General features: G+C 63.1%; 12 protein-coding genes. 9 read left to right on the top strand and 3 right to left on the bottom strand.

Features of this window, described 5'->3' with window-relative positions; genetic code table 11:
- The first annotated feature begins 14 nt into the window (after positions 1-14).
- The 6 genes from LOY69_RS15550 (at position 15) to LOY69_RS15525 (ending at position 6819) form a co-directional block, all read left to right on the top strand.
- Positions 15-1037, top strand: coding sequence for an AraC family transcriptional regulator (locus LOY69_RS15550; RefSeq protein WP_110653176.1), 1023 nt, complete (start codon positions 15-17; stop codon positions 1035-1037).
- Positions 1038-1241: 204 nt separating this feature from the next.
- Positions 1242-2906: an AMP-binding protein gene (locus tag LOY69_RS15545; protein ID WP_123390770.1), complete on the top strand. Its 1665-nt coding sequence runs from the start codon at positions 1242-1244 to the stop codon at positions 2904-2906.
- 14 nt (positions 2907-2920) lie between these two features.
- Positions 2921-3682 (top strand): SDR family NAD(P)-dependent oxidoreductase, encoded by a 762-nt coding sequence (locus tag LOY69_RS15540; RefSeq protein WP_123390772.1) that lies wholly within the window; start codon positions 2921-2923, stop codon positions 3680-3682.
- Between the two features lie 12 nt (positions 3683-3694).
- A complete protein-coding gene (locus tag LOY69_RS15535; RefSeq protein ID WP_102879296.1) occupies positions 3695-4885 on the top strand; it encodes an acetyl-CoA C-acyltransferase in 1191 nt (396 codons plus the stop codon).
- A 12-nt stretch (positions 4886-4897) separates the two neighbouring features.
- Entirely contained in the window at positions 4898-6025 is a 1128-nt protein-coding gene (locus LOY69_RS15530) for an acyl-CoA dehydrogenase (RefSeq protein ID WP_102879297.1), read from the top strand.
- A 20-nt stretch (positions 6026-6045) separates the two neighbouring features.
- Positions 6046-6819: an enoyl-CoA hydratase gene (locus LOY69_RS15525; RefSeq protein ID WP_102863560.1), complete on the top strand. Its 774-nt coding sequence runs from the start codon at positions 6046-6048 to the stop codon at positions 6817-6819.
- A gap of 120 nt (positions 6820-6939) precedes the next feature.
- Here the strand turns inward: LOY69_RS15525 and LOY69_RS15520 are convergent, their stop codons facing one another.
- The gene (locus LOY69_RS15520; RefSeq protein WP_102879299.1) at positions 6940-7704 is read right to left on the bottom strand and encodes an SDR family oxidoreductase; all 765 of its coding nucleotides are present in this window, start codon (positions 7702-7704) and stop codon (positions 6940-6942) included.
- Between the two features lie 271 nt (positions 7705-7975).
- Here LOY69_RS15520 and LOY69_RS15515 point away from each other — a divergent pair, with 271 nt between their 5' ends.
- Complete coding sequence (locus LOY69_RS15515; protein ID WP_265073168.1) at positions 7976-10141, top strand: DUF3274 domain-containing protein; 2166 nt, start codon at positions 7976-7978, stop codon at positions 10139-10141.
- Positions 10141-11736 carry a DUF2875 family protein gene (locus LOY69_RS15510; protein WP_320110037.1) on the top strand — a complete coding sequence of 532 codons (1596 nt, stop codon included), beginning with the start codon at positions 10141-10143 and terminating at the stop codon, positions 11734-11736. Before LOY69_RS15515 ends, LOY69_RS15510 begins: the two co-directional genes overlap by 1 nt.
- 398 nt (positions 11737-12134) lie before the next feature.
- Here the strand turns inward: LOY69_RS15510 and LOY69_RS15505 are convergent, their stop codons facing one another.
- Both LOY69_RS15505 and LOY69_RS15500 read right to left on the bottom strand, forming a co-directional pair.
- Entirely contained in the window at positions 12135-13286 is a 1152-nt protein-coding gene (locus tag LOY69_RS15505) for an acyl-CoA dehydrogenase family protein (protein WP_110595727.1), read from the bottom strand.
- Positions 13287-13290: 4 nt separating this feature from the next.
- Positions 13291-14397 carry an enoyl-CoA hydratase/isomerase family protein gene (locus tag LOY69_RS15500; protein WP_265073166.1) on the bottom strand — a complete coding sequence of 369 codons (1107 nt, stop codon included), beginning with the start codon at positions 14395-14397 and terminating at the stop codon, positions 13291-13293.
- Positions 14398-14660: 263 nt separating this feature from the next.
- Between LOY69_RS15500 and LOY69_RS15495 the strand changes: the two genes are divergently transcribed.
- Positions 14661-15524 carry a LysR family transcriptional regulator gene (locus LOY69_RS15495; RefSeq protein ID WP_110651802.1) on the top strand — a complete coding sequence of 288 codons (864 nt, stop codon included), beginning with the start codon at positions 14661-14663 and terminating at the stop codon, positions 15522-15524.
- Positions 15525-15550 lie beyond the last annotated feature (26 nt).

Below are 15550 nucleotides of genomic sequence, written 5' to 3'. Positions count from 1 at the left end.
AACCCTTGGCCACGATGTCCGAAAAAGACACCATCTCCATGCAACTGGTGCGTGAGGCGCTGCTGCAAAGCTGCGCTCCGGGCGCGGCCACCGATGAAGTGCTACACAAGGTCGGCATCGATCCGGCGGGCTTGCAGCAGGGCCGGGCACGGGTCCCGGCCAGTGCCTATGCGCGGCTCTGGCGCCTGCTGGCTCGGCGTCTGGATGACGAGTTCTTCGGTATGGACCCGCGCAAGCTGAAGTCCGGCAGCCTGGCCTTTCTCTGCCGCTCGGCCATGGCCCAGCCGACCCTGGCCACGGGGCTGGACTCGGTGCTGGGCTTTCTGTCGCTGATGTTCGAGCGCCTGCCGGCGCAACTGGTGCACCAGCAGAGCCTGGCGGAAATCGTCCTGCTGGAGGATGAACACGAGCCGCGGCGGGCCTTTACCTACTTCACTTACTGGATGATCGTCCACGGCGTGGCCTGCTGGCTGGCGGGGCGGCGGATTCCGATCCTGGCCATCGAACTGCGTTGCCCGCAGCCGGATTTCTGCGACGACTACCGGGTGATGTTCTCCGACAACCTGCGCTTTGATCGACCGCGCACGCGGATGATCATCGCCGCCGACTGCCTGGACCTGCCCATCAAGCGCAGCGAGGCGGAACTCAAGCGCTTTCTGGCCCATGCCCCGGCCAATATCCTGGTGAAATACCGCGATCCCGAAAGCCTGGCCAGCCGCATCAAGCAGCAACTGCGGCAATTGCCGGGGGAGCAGTGGCCGGAGAGTGAAAGCCTGGCCCAGAGCCTGTGCATGTCCGCCTCGACCCTGCGCCGGCGCCTGGCGGAAGAGGGCCAGAGCTACCAGGCCCTCAAGGACAGCGTGCGCAAGGAACTGGCGATTGTCTGGCTGGCGGAGCCGCAACTGAGTTTCGCCGAGATAGCCGGGCGCCTGGGGTTTGCCGATACCAGCTCGTTCTACAAGGCGTTTCGCAAATGGTCCGGTTCCAACCCCGGGCACTATCGCAGCCTGATCCTCAACGACCCGGACCTCTCGTAGGAGCCGGCTTGCCGGCGAAGAGGCCCGCAAGCCATGCGCCGCTCCGACAGATCCGGCCATCTCGCCGGGGCAGCGCGGGCGCTTGGCCAAACCGGTCACGCAACTTGATAGCTTTGACCATTGTTCCGCGAGGGCTCTGGCGCCAGTATTTCCCCGGTTTTCATGAGGTTCCCATCCTAATAAGAACAGCGAGGGATTCTGGCAATGCGCAACTACCTGTCCGCTATCAAAGAGTTCAACTATCAGCACACCGTCGACGCCGCCCTTGCAGGCTCGCTGTCGGCGCTCAATGCCTGTGTCGAATGTTGTGACCGGCATGCATTGCCTGGTCGTATCGCGCTGTTCTGGGAAGGCCGGGACGGCAGCAGCGCCACCTACACCTTCACTGAATTGCAGGACAAGGCCGCTCGCCTGGCCAATTTCCTCCTGGCCCAGGGGGTCGGCAAGGGCGACAAGGTCGCCGGACTGTTGCCGCGCAATGTCGAACTCTTGATCACGGTGCTTGCCACCTGGCGTATCGGCGCGGTGTACCAGCCGCTGTTCACTGCCTTTGGCCCCAAGGCCATCGAGCATCGCTTGAACAGCTCCCAGGCCAAGGTGGTGGTCACCGATGGGGTCAACCGACCCAAGCTCCTGGAGGTCGCCGATTGCCCCCCCGTCGTCACAGTGGGAGGCGCCAAGGGCCAGGGCATCGTGCGCGGCGATTTCAGTTTCTGGGCCGAGCTGGAACAGTACCCGGCCCAGTGCGAACCGCTGCTGCTCAGTGGTGAAGACCCCTTCCTGCTGATGTTCACCTCCGGCACCACCGGCCCGTCCAAGGCCCTGGAAGTGCCGCTCAAGGCCATTGTCGCGTTCCAGGCCTACACCCGCGACGCCGTGGACCTGCGCCCGGAAGACGCCTTCTGGAACGTCGCCGACCCGGGCTGGGCCTATGGCATCTATTTCGGCGTCACCGGGCCCCTGGGCCTGGGCCACCCGATCACTTTCTACGACGGCCCCTTCACCCTGGAAAGCACCTGCCGGGTGATCAACAAGTACGGCATCACCAACCTCACCGGTTCGCCCACGGCCTACCGCCTGCTGATCGCCGGTGGCGACCAGTTCGCCCGGTCGATCAAGGGCCGCCTGCGCATCGTCAGCAGCGCCGGCGAGCCGCTGAACCCGGAAGTGATCCGTTGGTTCGCCGAGCAGCTGGACGTGGTGATCCACGACCACTACGGCCAGACCGAGCTGGGCATGGTGCTGTGCAACCACCACGGACTGGACCACCCGGTGCATGTCGGCGCCGCCGGCTTTGCCTCGCCGGGCCACCGCATCGTGGTGCTGGACGAAGAGTACCGGGAGCTGGGTGTCGGTCAGCCGGGGATCCTGGCCATCGACCGCAGGCAGTCGCCGATGTGCTGGTTCGCCGGTTACGCCGGGGTGCCGACCAAGGCCTTTGTCGGCGATTACTACCTCAGCGGTGACACCGTCGAGCTGAACCAGGACGGCAGCATCAGCTTTGTCGGCCGCAGCGATGATGTGATCACCACCTCCGGCTATCGGGTGGGCCCTTTCGATGTGGAAAGCGCCCTGATCGAACACCCGGCGGTGGTGGAAGCGGCGGTGGTAGGCAAGCCCGATCCCGAACGCACCGAGCTGGTGAAAGCCTTTGTGGTGCTCAGCGAGCAGTACCGCGCCACCCCGGAGTTGGCCGAGGAGTTGCGCCAGCACGTGCGCAAGCGCCTGGCGGCCCATTCCTACCCCCGCGAAATCGAATTTGTCAGCGACTTGCCGAAAACCCCCAGCGGCAAATTGCAGCGCTTTATCTTGCGCAACCAGGAAATCGCCAAGGCTCAAGAGGCCGCGGCGTCAACAGCTACCGCATGAACAGGATTTGAATGATGGACATTGCAAACCAGGTGTTTCTCGTCAGTGGCGGTGCGTCGGGCCTCGGTGCCGCCAGCGCTGAAATGCTCGTCGCCGCCGGCGCAAAAGTGATGCTGGTGGACCTCAACGCCGAGGCCGTGGCGGCCAAGGCCCAGCAACTGGGCTGCCAGAGCGTGGTGGCGGACATCAGCCAGGAAGCGGCGGCCGAAGCGGCGGTGCAGGCCACGGTCAAGGCCTTTGGCAAGCTCAACGGGCTGGTCAACTGCGCCGGTATCGTGCGGGGCGAGAAAATCCTCGGCAAGAATGGCCCCCACGCTTTGGCCAGCTTCAGCCAGGTGATCAACGTCAACCTGATCGGCAGTTTCAACCTGTTGCGCCTGGCCGCGGCGGCCATCGCCGAAAGCACTGCCAATGCCGAGGGCGAGCGCGGGGTGATCATCAACACCGCCTCCATCGCCGCCTTCGACGGGCAGATCGGCCAGGCCGCCTATGCCGCCTCCAAGGGCGCGATTGCCAGCCTGACCCTGCCGGTGGCCCGTGAGCTGGCACGCTTCGGCATCCGGGTGATGACCATCGCTCCGGGGATCTTCGAAACCCCGATGATGGCCGGCATGAGCGAGGAAGTACGGGCCGGTCTGGCCGCTGGCGTGCCGTTTCCGCCGCGCCTGGGCAAACCCGCCGAGTACGCTGCGCTGGTGCGGCATATCATTGAAAACAGCATGCTCAACGGCGAGGTGATCCGTCTCGACGGTGCCTTGCGTATGGCCGCCAAGTAAGGAGGAATTCTCATGTCCATTGCCCACGATCCGATTGTCATTGTCAGCGCCGTCCGCACCCCCATGGGCGGTTTCCAGGGTGAGCTCAAAGGCCTCAGCGCCCCGCAACTGGGGAGCGAGGCCATCCGCGCCGCGGTGCAGCGCGCCGGCATTGCGGCTGACGCAGTAGAAGAAGTGCTGTTCGGCTGCGTGCTGTCTGCCGGCCTCGGCCAGGCCCCGGCGCGCCAGGCTGCCCTGGGCGCGGGCCTGGACAAGGGCACCCGCTGCACCACCCTGAACAAGATGTGCGGTTCGGGCATGGAGGCCACCATCCTGGCCCACGACATGCTGCTGGCCGGCAGCGCCGAGGTGGTGATCGCCGGTGGCATGGAAAGCATGTCCAACGCCCCGTACCTGCTGGACCGTGCCCGCAGCGGCTACCGCATGGGCCACGGCAAGGTCCTCGACCACATGTTCCTCGATGGCCTGGAAGACGCCTACGACAAGGGCCGCCTGATGGGCACCTTCGCCGAAGACTGCGCCGAGGCCAACGGTTTCACCCGTCAGGCTCAGGATGAATTTGCCGTGGCCTCCCTGACCCGTGCCCAGCAGGCGATCAAGGACGGTCTGTTCAAGGACGAGATCGTTCCCCTGCAGGTGATGATCGGCAAAGAGTCGAAGCTGATCAGCGATGACGAGCAGCCGCCCAAGGCCAAGCTGGACAAGATCGCCACCCTGAAGCCGGCGTTCCGCGACGGCGGCACGGTCACCGCGGCCAACTCCAGTTCGATCTCCGACGGCGCCGCGGCCCTGGTGCTGATGCGTCGTTCCGCAGCCGAGCAACGCGGCCTCAAGCCCTTGGCGGTGATCCATGGCCACTCGGCCTTTGCCGACACCCCGGGGTTGTTCCCGGTGGCGCCGGTGGGGGCCATCGAGCGATTGATGAAAAAGACCGGCTGGTCCTTGCAGGACGTGGACCTGTTCGAGATCAACGAAGCCTTCGCTGTGGTCAGCCTGGTGACCATGAGCAAGCTGGAAATCCCCCACGCCAAGGTCAACGTCCATGGCGGCGCCTGCGCCCTGGGCCATCCCATCGGTGCCTCCGGTGCGCGGATTCTGGTGACCCTGCTGTCGGCCCTGCGCCAGAAAGGCCTCAAGCGTGGCGTGGCCGCGATCTGCATCGGCGGTGGTGAAGCCACGGCCATGGCCGTTGAATGCCTGTAACGAGGAATCCCGATGTTGCCCAATGACGAACAACTGCAGATCAGCGACGCGGCCCGGCAATTTGCCCAGGAACGCCTCAAGCCTTTCGCCGCCGAGTGGGATCGCGAGCACCGCTTTCCCAAGGAAGCCATTGCCGAGATGGCCGAGCTGGGTTTCTTCGGCATGCTGGTGCCTGAACAGTGGGGTGGCTGCGACACCGGCTACCTGGCCTATGCCATGGCCCTGGAAGAAATCGCCGCCGGTGACGGCGCCTGCTCCACCATCATGAGCGTGCACAACTCGGTGGGCTGCGTGCCGATCCTCAAATTCGGCAATGACGAGCAGAAAGAGCGTTTCCTCAAGCCCCTGGCCAGCGGCGCCATGCTCGGCGCCTTCGCCCTGACCGAGCCCCAGGCCGGCTCGGATGCCAGCAGCCTGAAGACCCGGGCCCGTCGCGATGGCGATCACTATGTGCTCAACGGCTGCAAGCAATTCATCACCTCGGGGCAGAACGCCGGGGTGGTGATCGTGTTCGCGGTCACCGACCCGGCGGCCGGCAAGCGCGGCATCAGTGCCTTTATCGTGCCCACCGACTCGCCGGGCTATAAGGTCGCGCGCATCGAGGACAAGCTCGGCCAGCACGCCAGCGACACCTGCCAGATCCTTTTCGAGGATGTGAAGGTGCCGCTGGCCAACCGCCTGGGGGAGGAGGGCGAGGGCTACAAGATCGCCCTGGCCAACCTTGAAGGCGGGCGCGTGGGCATTGCCTCGCAGTCGGTGGGCATGGCCCGGGCGGCGTTCGAAGCGGCGCGCGACTACGCCCGTGAGCGCGAGACCTTCGGCAAGCCGATCATCGAGCACCAGGCCGTGGCGTTCCGCCTGGCGGACATGGCCACCCAGATTGCCGTGGCGCGCCAAATGGTGCACTACGCCGCCGCCCTGCGCGACAGCGGCAAGCCGGCCCTGGTGGAAGCCTCGATGGCCAAGCTGTTCGCCTCGGAAATGGCCGAGAAGGTCTGTTCGGCGGCGTTGCAAACCCTGGGCGGTTATGGCTACTTGAGCGACTTCCCGCTGGAGCGCATCTACCGCGACGTGCGCATCTGCCAGATCTACGAAGGCACCAGCGACATCCAGCGCATGGTCATTTCGCGCAATCTCTGACTTTTAGCAGGAGCTGATTCATGAGCTACGAAACCATTTTGTTGGACATCAAGGACCGCGTCGGTCTGATCACCCTCAACCGTCCCCAGGCGCTGAATGCCCTCAACGCGCAGATCGTCGGCGAGGTGAACCAGGCCCTGGACCGCCTGGAAGCCGACCCGCAGATCGGCTGCATCGTCATCACCGGCTCGAAGAAAGCCTTCGCCGCCGGTGCCGACATCAAGGAAATGGCCGAACTCACCTACCCGCAGATCTACCTCGACGACCTGTTCAGCGACAGCGACCGCGTGGCCAACCGGCGCAAGCCGATCATCGCCGCGGTCAACGGCTTCGCCCTGGGTGGCGGATGCGAACTGGCCTTGATGTGCGACTTTATCCTGGCCGGCGACAACGCCAAGTTCGGCCAGCCGGAAATCAACCTTGGCGTATTGCCGGGCATGGGCGGCACCCAGCGCCTGACCCGCGCCGTGGGCAAGGCCAAGGCCATGGAAATGTGCCTGACCGGACGCTTTATCGACGCCGTGGAAGCCGAGCGTTGCGGTATCGTCGCGCGCATCGTCCCAGCGGACGACCTGGTGGAAGAAGCCCTGAAAGTCGCCGCACTGATTGCCGCAAAATCGATCCCGGTGAGCATGATGATCAAGGAAAGCGTGAACCGCGCCTTCGAAGTCAGCCTGTCCGAAGGCGTGCGCTTCGAACGCCGGGTGTTCCACGCGGCGTTCGCCACCCAGGACCAGAAAGAGGGCATGGCCGCCTTCATCGCCAAGCGTGATCCGCAGTTCAAGGATCAGTAAGCGCACCGCCCCTGGCAGGACGCGGCGTTCATCCAGCGTCCCTGCAGCCTCAACCGCAGCGCCTAGGGGCTGTTCCCGTTTGGCCCAGCAACGCGGCTCGTCACCAAACGGGAACAGACCCTAGCTGCGGTTGATGGAAACTCCCCCCTCAACCAGCATCGCCGTCCCGCTGACGAAACTGGCGGCGTCCGACGCGAGGAACAGCGCCGCACGGGCAATTTCCTCGGGACGGGCGAGGCGCTTGAGGGCATGCAGGTTTTCGACAAAGGCGCGTTTCTCTGGCGTGTCGGTGGCTGCTCGGCCCATTGGCGTGTCGGTGCCTCCGGGCAGTAGCGCGTTGGCGCGAATGCCATGGGGGCCTTCTTCAGCCGCGATGACCTGGGTCAAGCCGATCAGCGCGGCCTTGCTCGCGGCATACGCCGCCATGCCGGGAAAACCGACGTGGTGCCCGACAAAGCTGGAAGTGAAAATGATCGACCCTGCGCCCCGGCTGCGCAGAGCAGGCAACTGGTACTTGGCCCCAAGAAAGGCACTGGTCAAGTTGCAGTCGAGCACGGCCTGCCACTGGCCCAGGGTCAACTCGGAGACGGACCGGGTTTCACCGGTCATTCCGGCGTTGTTGAACGCGATATCCAAGCCACCGAAACGCTCCAGTGCCAGCGCCACAAGACGTTCGGCCAGTGCCTCGCTGCGAATGTCACCGGCAACCCCGAGTGCCTCGCCACCGGCTTGCTGGATCTGGGCGACCAACGCATCCAGGGCGTCGCCCCGACGACCGGTCACTATCAGGCGCGCGCCCTCTTGGGCGAACAGCCGGGCGGCAGCCTGACCGATTCCCGACGTGGCCCCCGTCACAATCGCGACTTTGTCTTGCAGTTGTTTCATGATTGACCTCCTTTGCATGAGCGTTGGGCCAACCCTAGGCCGCGGCGAACGGCGCTGAACTCCGGATCTTGCGTTGAATGTCTTTTTCAACGCACAGCGCTGATCGCCGGCAAATCGATGTTTTTTGCCTCGGCGGCACCTGTGACAATCAGGCGCCCCGAGTCCGAGCGCCTTTCAGAGAACTCCTAGATTTATCGTCCTGGTCCTTTGTTATGGTGCGGCGCCGGCTTTGTTTTGCGCCGCATCAGTGCCATCAAGGAGGACTAGCACGATGAATGACGCCGTTCGGATGAGGACCATTTGCACCGGTGAAGCGATCACCCTGCCAGGCGGTGGCGATGTGCACCTGATCGCGCCGCCCCCCAAGCCCTGCGTGACCATCGTGGTGCACGGCGTCAACGACCTGGCCGGTTGCTACGAGCGCATCGAGCGCGGCCTGTGCGAGGGGCTCAACGAGCGCCTGGACATGGCGCCGACCCTGCCCAATGGCGTGAGCAATCCGGGCTTTCTGCGTCCGGCCGGCTACAGCTTGCCCGAGGACGATGAGGGCAAGGCCCGCAACCCCGACGCGGTGTACTACCGGCGCAAGTTCGCCGCCGCGGCCAATGGCACCGACGCCCGCAGCGTGGTCATTCCGTTCTACTGGGGCTTTCGCGAGGAAGAGCGGCACATCATCAAGGATGCGCCCCACGGCGAGTGGATGGATCGCAACAGAAACCGCCTGGACAAGGCGGGCACCCTGGAGGGTGGGCACTTCGTCAATGCCACCACCAACCTGCCGGACATGTGGGGCAAGGGTTTCAACGGCAAGCTATTTGGCTTCATTTCCCTGGATCTGTTTGCTGGAGAGCTGACTCACCCATTGTTCTCCGCGCCTGGACGCCGCTACATGGTGCTGGCGGCGATGCGCCTGGCGATGCTGATCAGGATCATCCGCAAGCGCTACCCCAACGACACGGTGAATGTGGTGGGCCACAGCCAAGGCACGCTCATCACGTTATTGGCCCATGCCTTTCTCAATGAAGACAAGGTGCGGCCAGCCGACGGCGTGGTGATGATCAACTCGCCCTACAGCCTGTGCGAACCCAACATGGAGAAGCTTCAGGGCTTCGGCGCGCAGCAGACGGCCGAGGCCCGCCTGGCGACGCTTGACGCCATCCTGAAGTTCATTACCGCAGCGCCCAATCCGTACCCGGCCTTGTCGAGTATCGCCCTCAAGAACTGCCAGGGTTATGGCGCTATTGGCGGGCCTGGCTGGAGCGGTGGCAGCGCCTGCGAAACCACGATTGACGCCAAGCGCATTGCCTTCAACGAGCGCGATAACCGAGGCAGTGTCTACCTGTATTTCACCCCACAGGACCAGACCGTTGGCCTGGCCAACGTCCAGGGAATCGGCTGGCAGGGTGTTGACGAGCAGCTGTATGGCAAGCCATTGCGCCGGACCTTGCCGCTGAGTTTCCACCAGCGAATCTTTACCCTGCGCAAGCGCGGTGGCGAAAAGGAACTGATCGGTTTGCACACGCCGCCCCATGCCTACCCATTGCTGCTTCAGGGGGAGGACACCTGGGAAGACACCGGTCTGCCTTGCCTGCAGCGGATGTCCGTGGCCCGCGCCTCCCTTGAGCAAGGGAAGTCGGTGATGTTGACCGCACCGTTATTGCCAGTGCCCGTTGAAACCAACTTTGACGCCGATGGCACGGTGGTCATGCCGGGAGCGGACTCCAACAGCGGTGTCTATCAGATCAAGGACAAACTGGCGCCCATCGACGCCGCGATTGCGATCAGCAATAAAGCCTGGACCCCCGAAAGCACCCGGCACAGCCGGCTGGAGGCAATCGATGAGGCCGTCGCCTTCAAGCACGGACGCGACATTGGTAGCGTTCAAAAGGCCCTCAACGAAGGCAAGGAGATATCTGAAACCACCCACGTGTTTGCCGCCCGAGCGACCGATGACGGCAAGGTGCTGGTGACGCGTTCAGAAACACCCTACGAGGCACGCATGCGCCTGCAAAGTGGCGGCAAGGGCAAGGAGCACGAAGAAGCGCTGTCTTTCCACTCGGCCATTCCAAACAACCCGGAACACAGCCGTCGAGTGCTGGCGTATGACGTGGCGATAGGGGCGGGGGAGAGCGTGGATGATGTGACGTTTTATGCGTATTTGTGTCGGGTGGCGGATTGGCGGTTGGATTGGGAGAGCACAGACGGAGGAGGGTATGAGGTAAAGAGTTTGGAGCAAGATCTGCCAGACGAGGCTGTGGAGAAGCTTTACTTTTTAGAAGAGGTCGAGTCTCGCAAGCTGATTGACTCCACAACTGCGTATCGCATGACTGGCGTACTGCCGACAAGTGTGAGGGATAAAATGCCTTCTCTGGTAGCCACCCAGTCTCTGGCGGGACGTAAAGCGGGAACTCCTGTCAGTTTTGGGGAAACCGTTTGATGTGCCGTTTGTTTACATACTGGTCTTTCTCCAGCCTATTACTGATCAGTCACTTGACTCAGGCCACTGAGTCTTCACTGACATCTATCCGTTGCTTTGCCAGTCCGGCCACGGCTGTGTCTGCTTATACCTCGTCCAGGAAGGCTTACTCCATGACCGTTGAACCCCATTACCGTGCACCCACCAGCTCGTCGCGATTGGAAACCCTAGATGTGCTCAGCCTCGGTGTGAGCTTGGATGTTTTTCGTCAAGGGCAACTTTGGCAGGTGTTGCAAGAGCAGAGTCTGAAACAGACGGAGTCACTGCACGTAGGTAGTGTGCTGCCTACAGACCCGAAGAAGTATCCGGTAACTGCTAGTGATAAGGATATGGCTTGGGATAAGCGTAAGGCAGATGCGCTGGAAATGGGATTACGAGACTTTTTGGAGAAGTGGCCAATCCCGACTATCACCGTGGTAAGTGATTGGAGCCCTAAGACACCGAATTTACGTTTCACTCCTGAAAGAACTCAACATAGTCTGTCCGTCATGGTCGACAATATGCGAACCCCCGCAGGGTTACATTGGCACCGCATTCGTAATTTTCCTGATGGAATTGTCTGTAGAAATACCTCCGAGGAGTTGCTTGAGAAGCTTTTCCTAATATTCGAGCGTAATCCAGACTTACCGGCCATTCTGGTTTATAGCGCTGAAGGTCATAACATGAGCTTTGCGCTCGCAAGCAAGGACAAAAGTACATGGCCGGTTGGCCAGGGGAATGGTCCTCGCTTACCAGGTGAACTCACCGACGCAATGGTCGCCCTGGTCGTCGGTCGCCCCGAACGTGTCGAATGGCTGCGCTATTACGCCCCCTTCACCAAGGTCAACCAGAACAAGATCGATCCTGAATTCACCGGTTGGGGCTGGCGTAAACCTGCCGTCGAGTTCCAACCTTCGGAGTTCATCCCACAACCCTGGACCGAGCGCGCTTTTGAACAGTGGGACGCCCTGCCGGTGCTGGCCAGGATTCATCGCCCGGTCACGGTTTCCCTGCAGCGCCCGGATAACGGCGAGCGCCTCAAGCGCGAAGCCTTGACCGCTCAACTGGCCGCTGGCTGGAGCAAAGCCACTGATGTCGTTACACCAGCACCAGCCCGGGTGTTCTACGACGGCGGCCTGAACAGCACGCCACTGGCCGAATTGCTTCCTGCGCTGACGGCTGCCCGCAGCTCTCTGGATCTGCTCGACTCCCGCGAAGGCTACGACCTGACCCAGCGCCTGGGCGATACCGGCGCCGCCTCGCCGTTCGTGGGCATCGCGCTGGCGACCATGGCCAGTTACCAGAATGCCGACACCAGCGTGGTCATGCCTCTGCGTCGCAAGGATCAAGCGACCCTTATCACCATCACCTCGCCGACACCTGGGCAAAAGCCCGTTGGCAACAAATTTGGCATCAACCTGATGCCCCAAACCGCCAGCCATGACGACGGCGCCTCGGTAAAACCAGCGCCGGCTGCTCCTGCCGCATCGCGGAGGCCGGTTGTGGAAGAGGACTACACGCTGGAAGAGTTTCTGGCTGAGCTGAGGCCCAAGGACAACTGGATGGATGATCTCTAGCGCTGGCTGATCAAGCTGCGCTGAAGACCCGGGTCAAAGGGAGAGGGCTGTTTCGATGCACCGCATAATGTTGTTGATGGGCTGCCTGTTGTTACTCAATCACGGTGTTCAAGCCGCTGAGCAGCCCCTGACCTCTGGACGTTGCTTCGCCAGTCCGGCCCCGCCCGTGACGGCCTATACCTCAGACAGGAAGGCTTCCCCCATGACCGTTGAACCTCGCTTGTTGTAGAAAGCCGCTTGCGAAGGGGCAGGCTTGTGTAGGCGCTGGCTTGCCAGCGATGGCGTCCAGCAGGGCGACGCCACGCTCAAAGGCTTCTTCGCCGGCAAGCCGGCTCCGGGGGAGCAGCCACAAAAAAATCGCAGCCTGGGCTGCGATTTTTTGTGGGCGCCACTGGTGCCTAGAGCTGATAGTGCTTGAGCTCGCGGGCAATCAGCAGGCGCTGGATCTCGCTGGAACCTTCGTAGATCTGGGTGATCCGCGCATCGCGGTAGTAGCGCTCCACCGGATAGTCCTCCAGATACCCGTAACCGCCATGGATCTGCATCGCCGAGGAGCAGACCTTCTCGGCCATTTCCGAAGCGAACAGCTTGGCCTGGGAGGCTTCGGACAGGCACGGCTGGCCGGCGCTGCGCAGGCGCGCGGCATGCAGGATCAGCAAGCGTGCGGCATTGAGTCGGGTGTGCATGTCGGCCAGCAGGTTGGCGATGCTCTGGTGTTCGATGATCGGTTTGTCGAACTGCACCCGTTCCCGGGCGTAGGCCAGGGCCGCTTCAAAAGCCGCACGGGCGATGCCCAGGGCCTGGGCGGCGATGCCGATGCGGCCGCCTTCGAGGTTGGACAGGGCAATGGCCAGGCCCTTGCCCCGTTCGCCCAGCAGGTTGGCTTCGGGGATCGTGCATTGGTTGAGGGTCACGGCGCAGGTGTCGGAGGCGCGAATACCCATCTTGTGTTCGGTGCGGTCGACGATGAACCCCGGGGTGTCGGTGGGCACCAGGAACGCCGAGAGGCCTTTCTTGCCCAGTTCCGGGTCGGTCACCGCGAAGACAATGGCCAGTTGCGCCCGTTTGCCATTGCTGACGAACTGCTTGGCGCCATTGATCACCCACTGGCCATCGCGAAGTTCGGCGCGGGTGCGCAGGTTGTGGGCTTCCGAGCCGGCCTGGGGTTCGGTCAGGCAGAAGCAGCCGATGGCTTCGCCACTGGCCAGTCGCGGCAGCCACGCGTGCTTCTGTTCCTCGCTGCCGTAGTTGAGTATCGGCCCGCAGCCCACCGAGTTGTGGATGCTCATCAGGGCCCCGGTAGCGCCGTCGCCGGCGGAGATCTCCTCCACCGCCAGGGCGTAGGCCACATAGTCCAGGTAGCTACCACCCCATTCTTCAGGAACCACCATGCCCAACAGGCCCAGTTCGCCCATCTTGCGCACCAGGGCGTCGTCGATCCAGCCGGCCTTTTCCCAGGCCTGGGCATGGGGCGCGATCTCGCCCCGGGCAAAATCCCGGGCCATGTCGCGGATCATCACTTGTTCTTCGGTCAATTCGATGTCGTGCATGAGTTCAGCTCCCGCTGCCGTCGAAACCGCTGAAGAAACTGGCTACCCGTTCAGCCTCAAGGGCTGCCAGGGTCGGCGGATTCCAGCGGGGGGTCTTGTCTTTGTCGATGATCAGGGCGCGTACGCCTTCCATCAGGTCACCCCGTTCGAACCATTGACGGTCCAGGTGCAGCTCCAGGGCGAAGCACTGTTCCAGGCTCAAGTGGCGGCCGTGGCGCAGCATCTGCAAGGTCACGGCCATGGCCAGGGGCGAGCGGATTTCCAGCAAGTCGGCGGTGGTCTTGGCCCACTCGTGGCTGTCGGCAATCGTCACGCTGCGCAATTGCTCGACGATGCTGGCCATGTCCGGCAGGGCGAAGAAGTGGTCGATGGCCGGGCGCAAGGCTTGCAGTGGCGCATCGGGCAAGGTCTGTACCGCCAGCTTGGCCAGCAGGCCCTGCAGGTCCTTGAGTGGTGAGTCGCTCCAGTGCAGGCGATCCAGGCGCTGGTCCAGCAGGCTCAGTTTGTCGCTCTCCAGGTGCCAGTCCGCGAGGCCGCAGTACAGGGCATCGGCGGCGCGGATCTGCACGCCGCTGACCCCAAGGTAGATGCCCAGTTCGCCGGGAATCCGTGAGAGGAAGTAGCTGCCGCCCACATCCGGGAAGTAACCGATGGCCACTTCCGGCATCGCCAGGCGGCTGCGCTCGGTCACCACTCGCAGGTCGGCGCCTTGCACCAGGCCCATGCCGCCGCCGAGGACAAAGCCGTCCATCAGGGCCAGCACTGGCTTGCGGTAATGGTGGATGGTCAGGTCCAGGGCGTACTCCTCGACGAAGAAATCCTCGTGCAGGGTATCGCCGCTCTGGTAGCTGTCGTACAGCGAGCGGATGTCGCCGCCGGCGCAGAAAGCCTTTTCACCGGCGCCGCGCAGCACCACGGCGTGAATCAGCGGGTCCTGGGCCCAGATGTTCAGTTGCTGCTGCAAGGTACGCACCATCGACAGGGTGATGGCATTGAGACCGGCGGGGCGGTTGAGGGTCAGGTGACCGATGTGGTTGCGCACCTCGACCAGCACTTCGTCGGGGGTGGCGTCGAGGTCCTGTGTCGCCTGGGATGAAACCTGAGCAGTCATCACTAACTCCCTGCTTTTATTGTTTTTTATATGAGGCTCGCGCGCGAGCATCGACGGATCGTAACAGTGCAATTTTGCCCAGTACAACCCCGAAAACTGCAGGTTGACTGTGCATTTTTGCATGTTGAAAAAGCCGCCCTCAATCTTGCGCCAGCGCTCTGGCCCGCAGCGTCGGTGCCGATCCGGCGAATGTCCGCGGCCTAGGCGCACGACGGTGCGAGCGCCGCTACAATGGCGCTCGAATTTTTTGCCGGCGAGGCACCATGGACATCGATCTGGCCCGCACCTTCCTGGAAATCGTCCGCAGCGGCAGCCTGATCGCCGCCGCCGAACGCCTGCACCTGACCCAGACCGCCATCAGCGCCCGGGTGCAGAACCTGGAAGGCCAGCTCAACTGCAAACTGCTGGTACGCAACCGCGCCGGCGCCCGACCCACCGCCGATGGCGAGGCCTTTATCGCCTATGCCAATCAGCTGGTGCAGACCTGGGAGGCCGCCCAGCGCGACCTGCCGTTGCTGGCGGGCTATCGCAACGTGCTGCACATCGGCGGTGAGTTGAGCCTGTGCAATCCGCTGATGCTCAATTGGGTACGAGGCCTGCGCCAGGCACTGCCCAACCATGCGGTACGCACCCAGATCGCCGAAGGCGCGAGCCTGCAACGGCAACTGGAGTTGGGCGTGCTGGACGCGGCGCTGGTGTTCCAGCCGCTGTATTGCGCGGGATTGCAGGTCGAGCAACTGCTGGAGGAGAAACTGATCCAGGTGCGCCTGGCGGGACGTCCCGAGCCTTATGTGTACATCGACTGGGGCGATGATTTTCGCCGTCAGCACGACGCCGCATTGCCGGAGCAGGCCAAGGCCGCGGTGGGCTTCAACCTTGGGCCCCTGGCGCTGCAGTTCATCCTCGACGCCGGTGGCAGCGGCTATTTCCGCACCCGGGTGGTGCAGAGCTACCTGGACAGCGGTGTGCTGGAACGGGTGGAAAAGGCCCCGGAATTCAGTTTTCCCACTTACCTGCTGTATGCCCGGGAGCGCGACTCGGCGCAGCTGCAGCAGGCTTTTACGGTATTGCGCGAGGTGATCGAACAAGACCACGACTGGTCCCAGCGCTGGTCGCCGATGGTTTGAACCCACTGACTTGAGCCTGGCACCGC

It is taken from the genome of Pseudomonas sp. B21-059 (assembly GCF_026016285.1).
Taxonomy (GTDB): domain Bacteria; phylum Pseudomonadota; class Gammaproteobacteria; order Pseudomonadales; family Pseudomonadaceae; genus Aquipseudomonas; species Aquipseudomonas danubii.
This window is presented reverse-complemented; position numbering and strand designations above follow the sequence as displayed.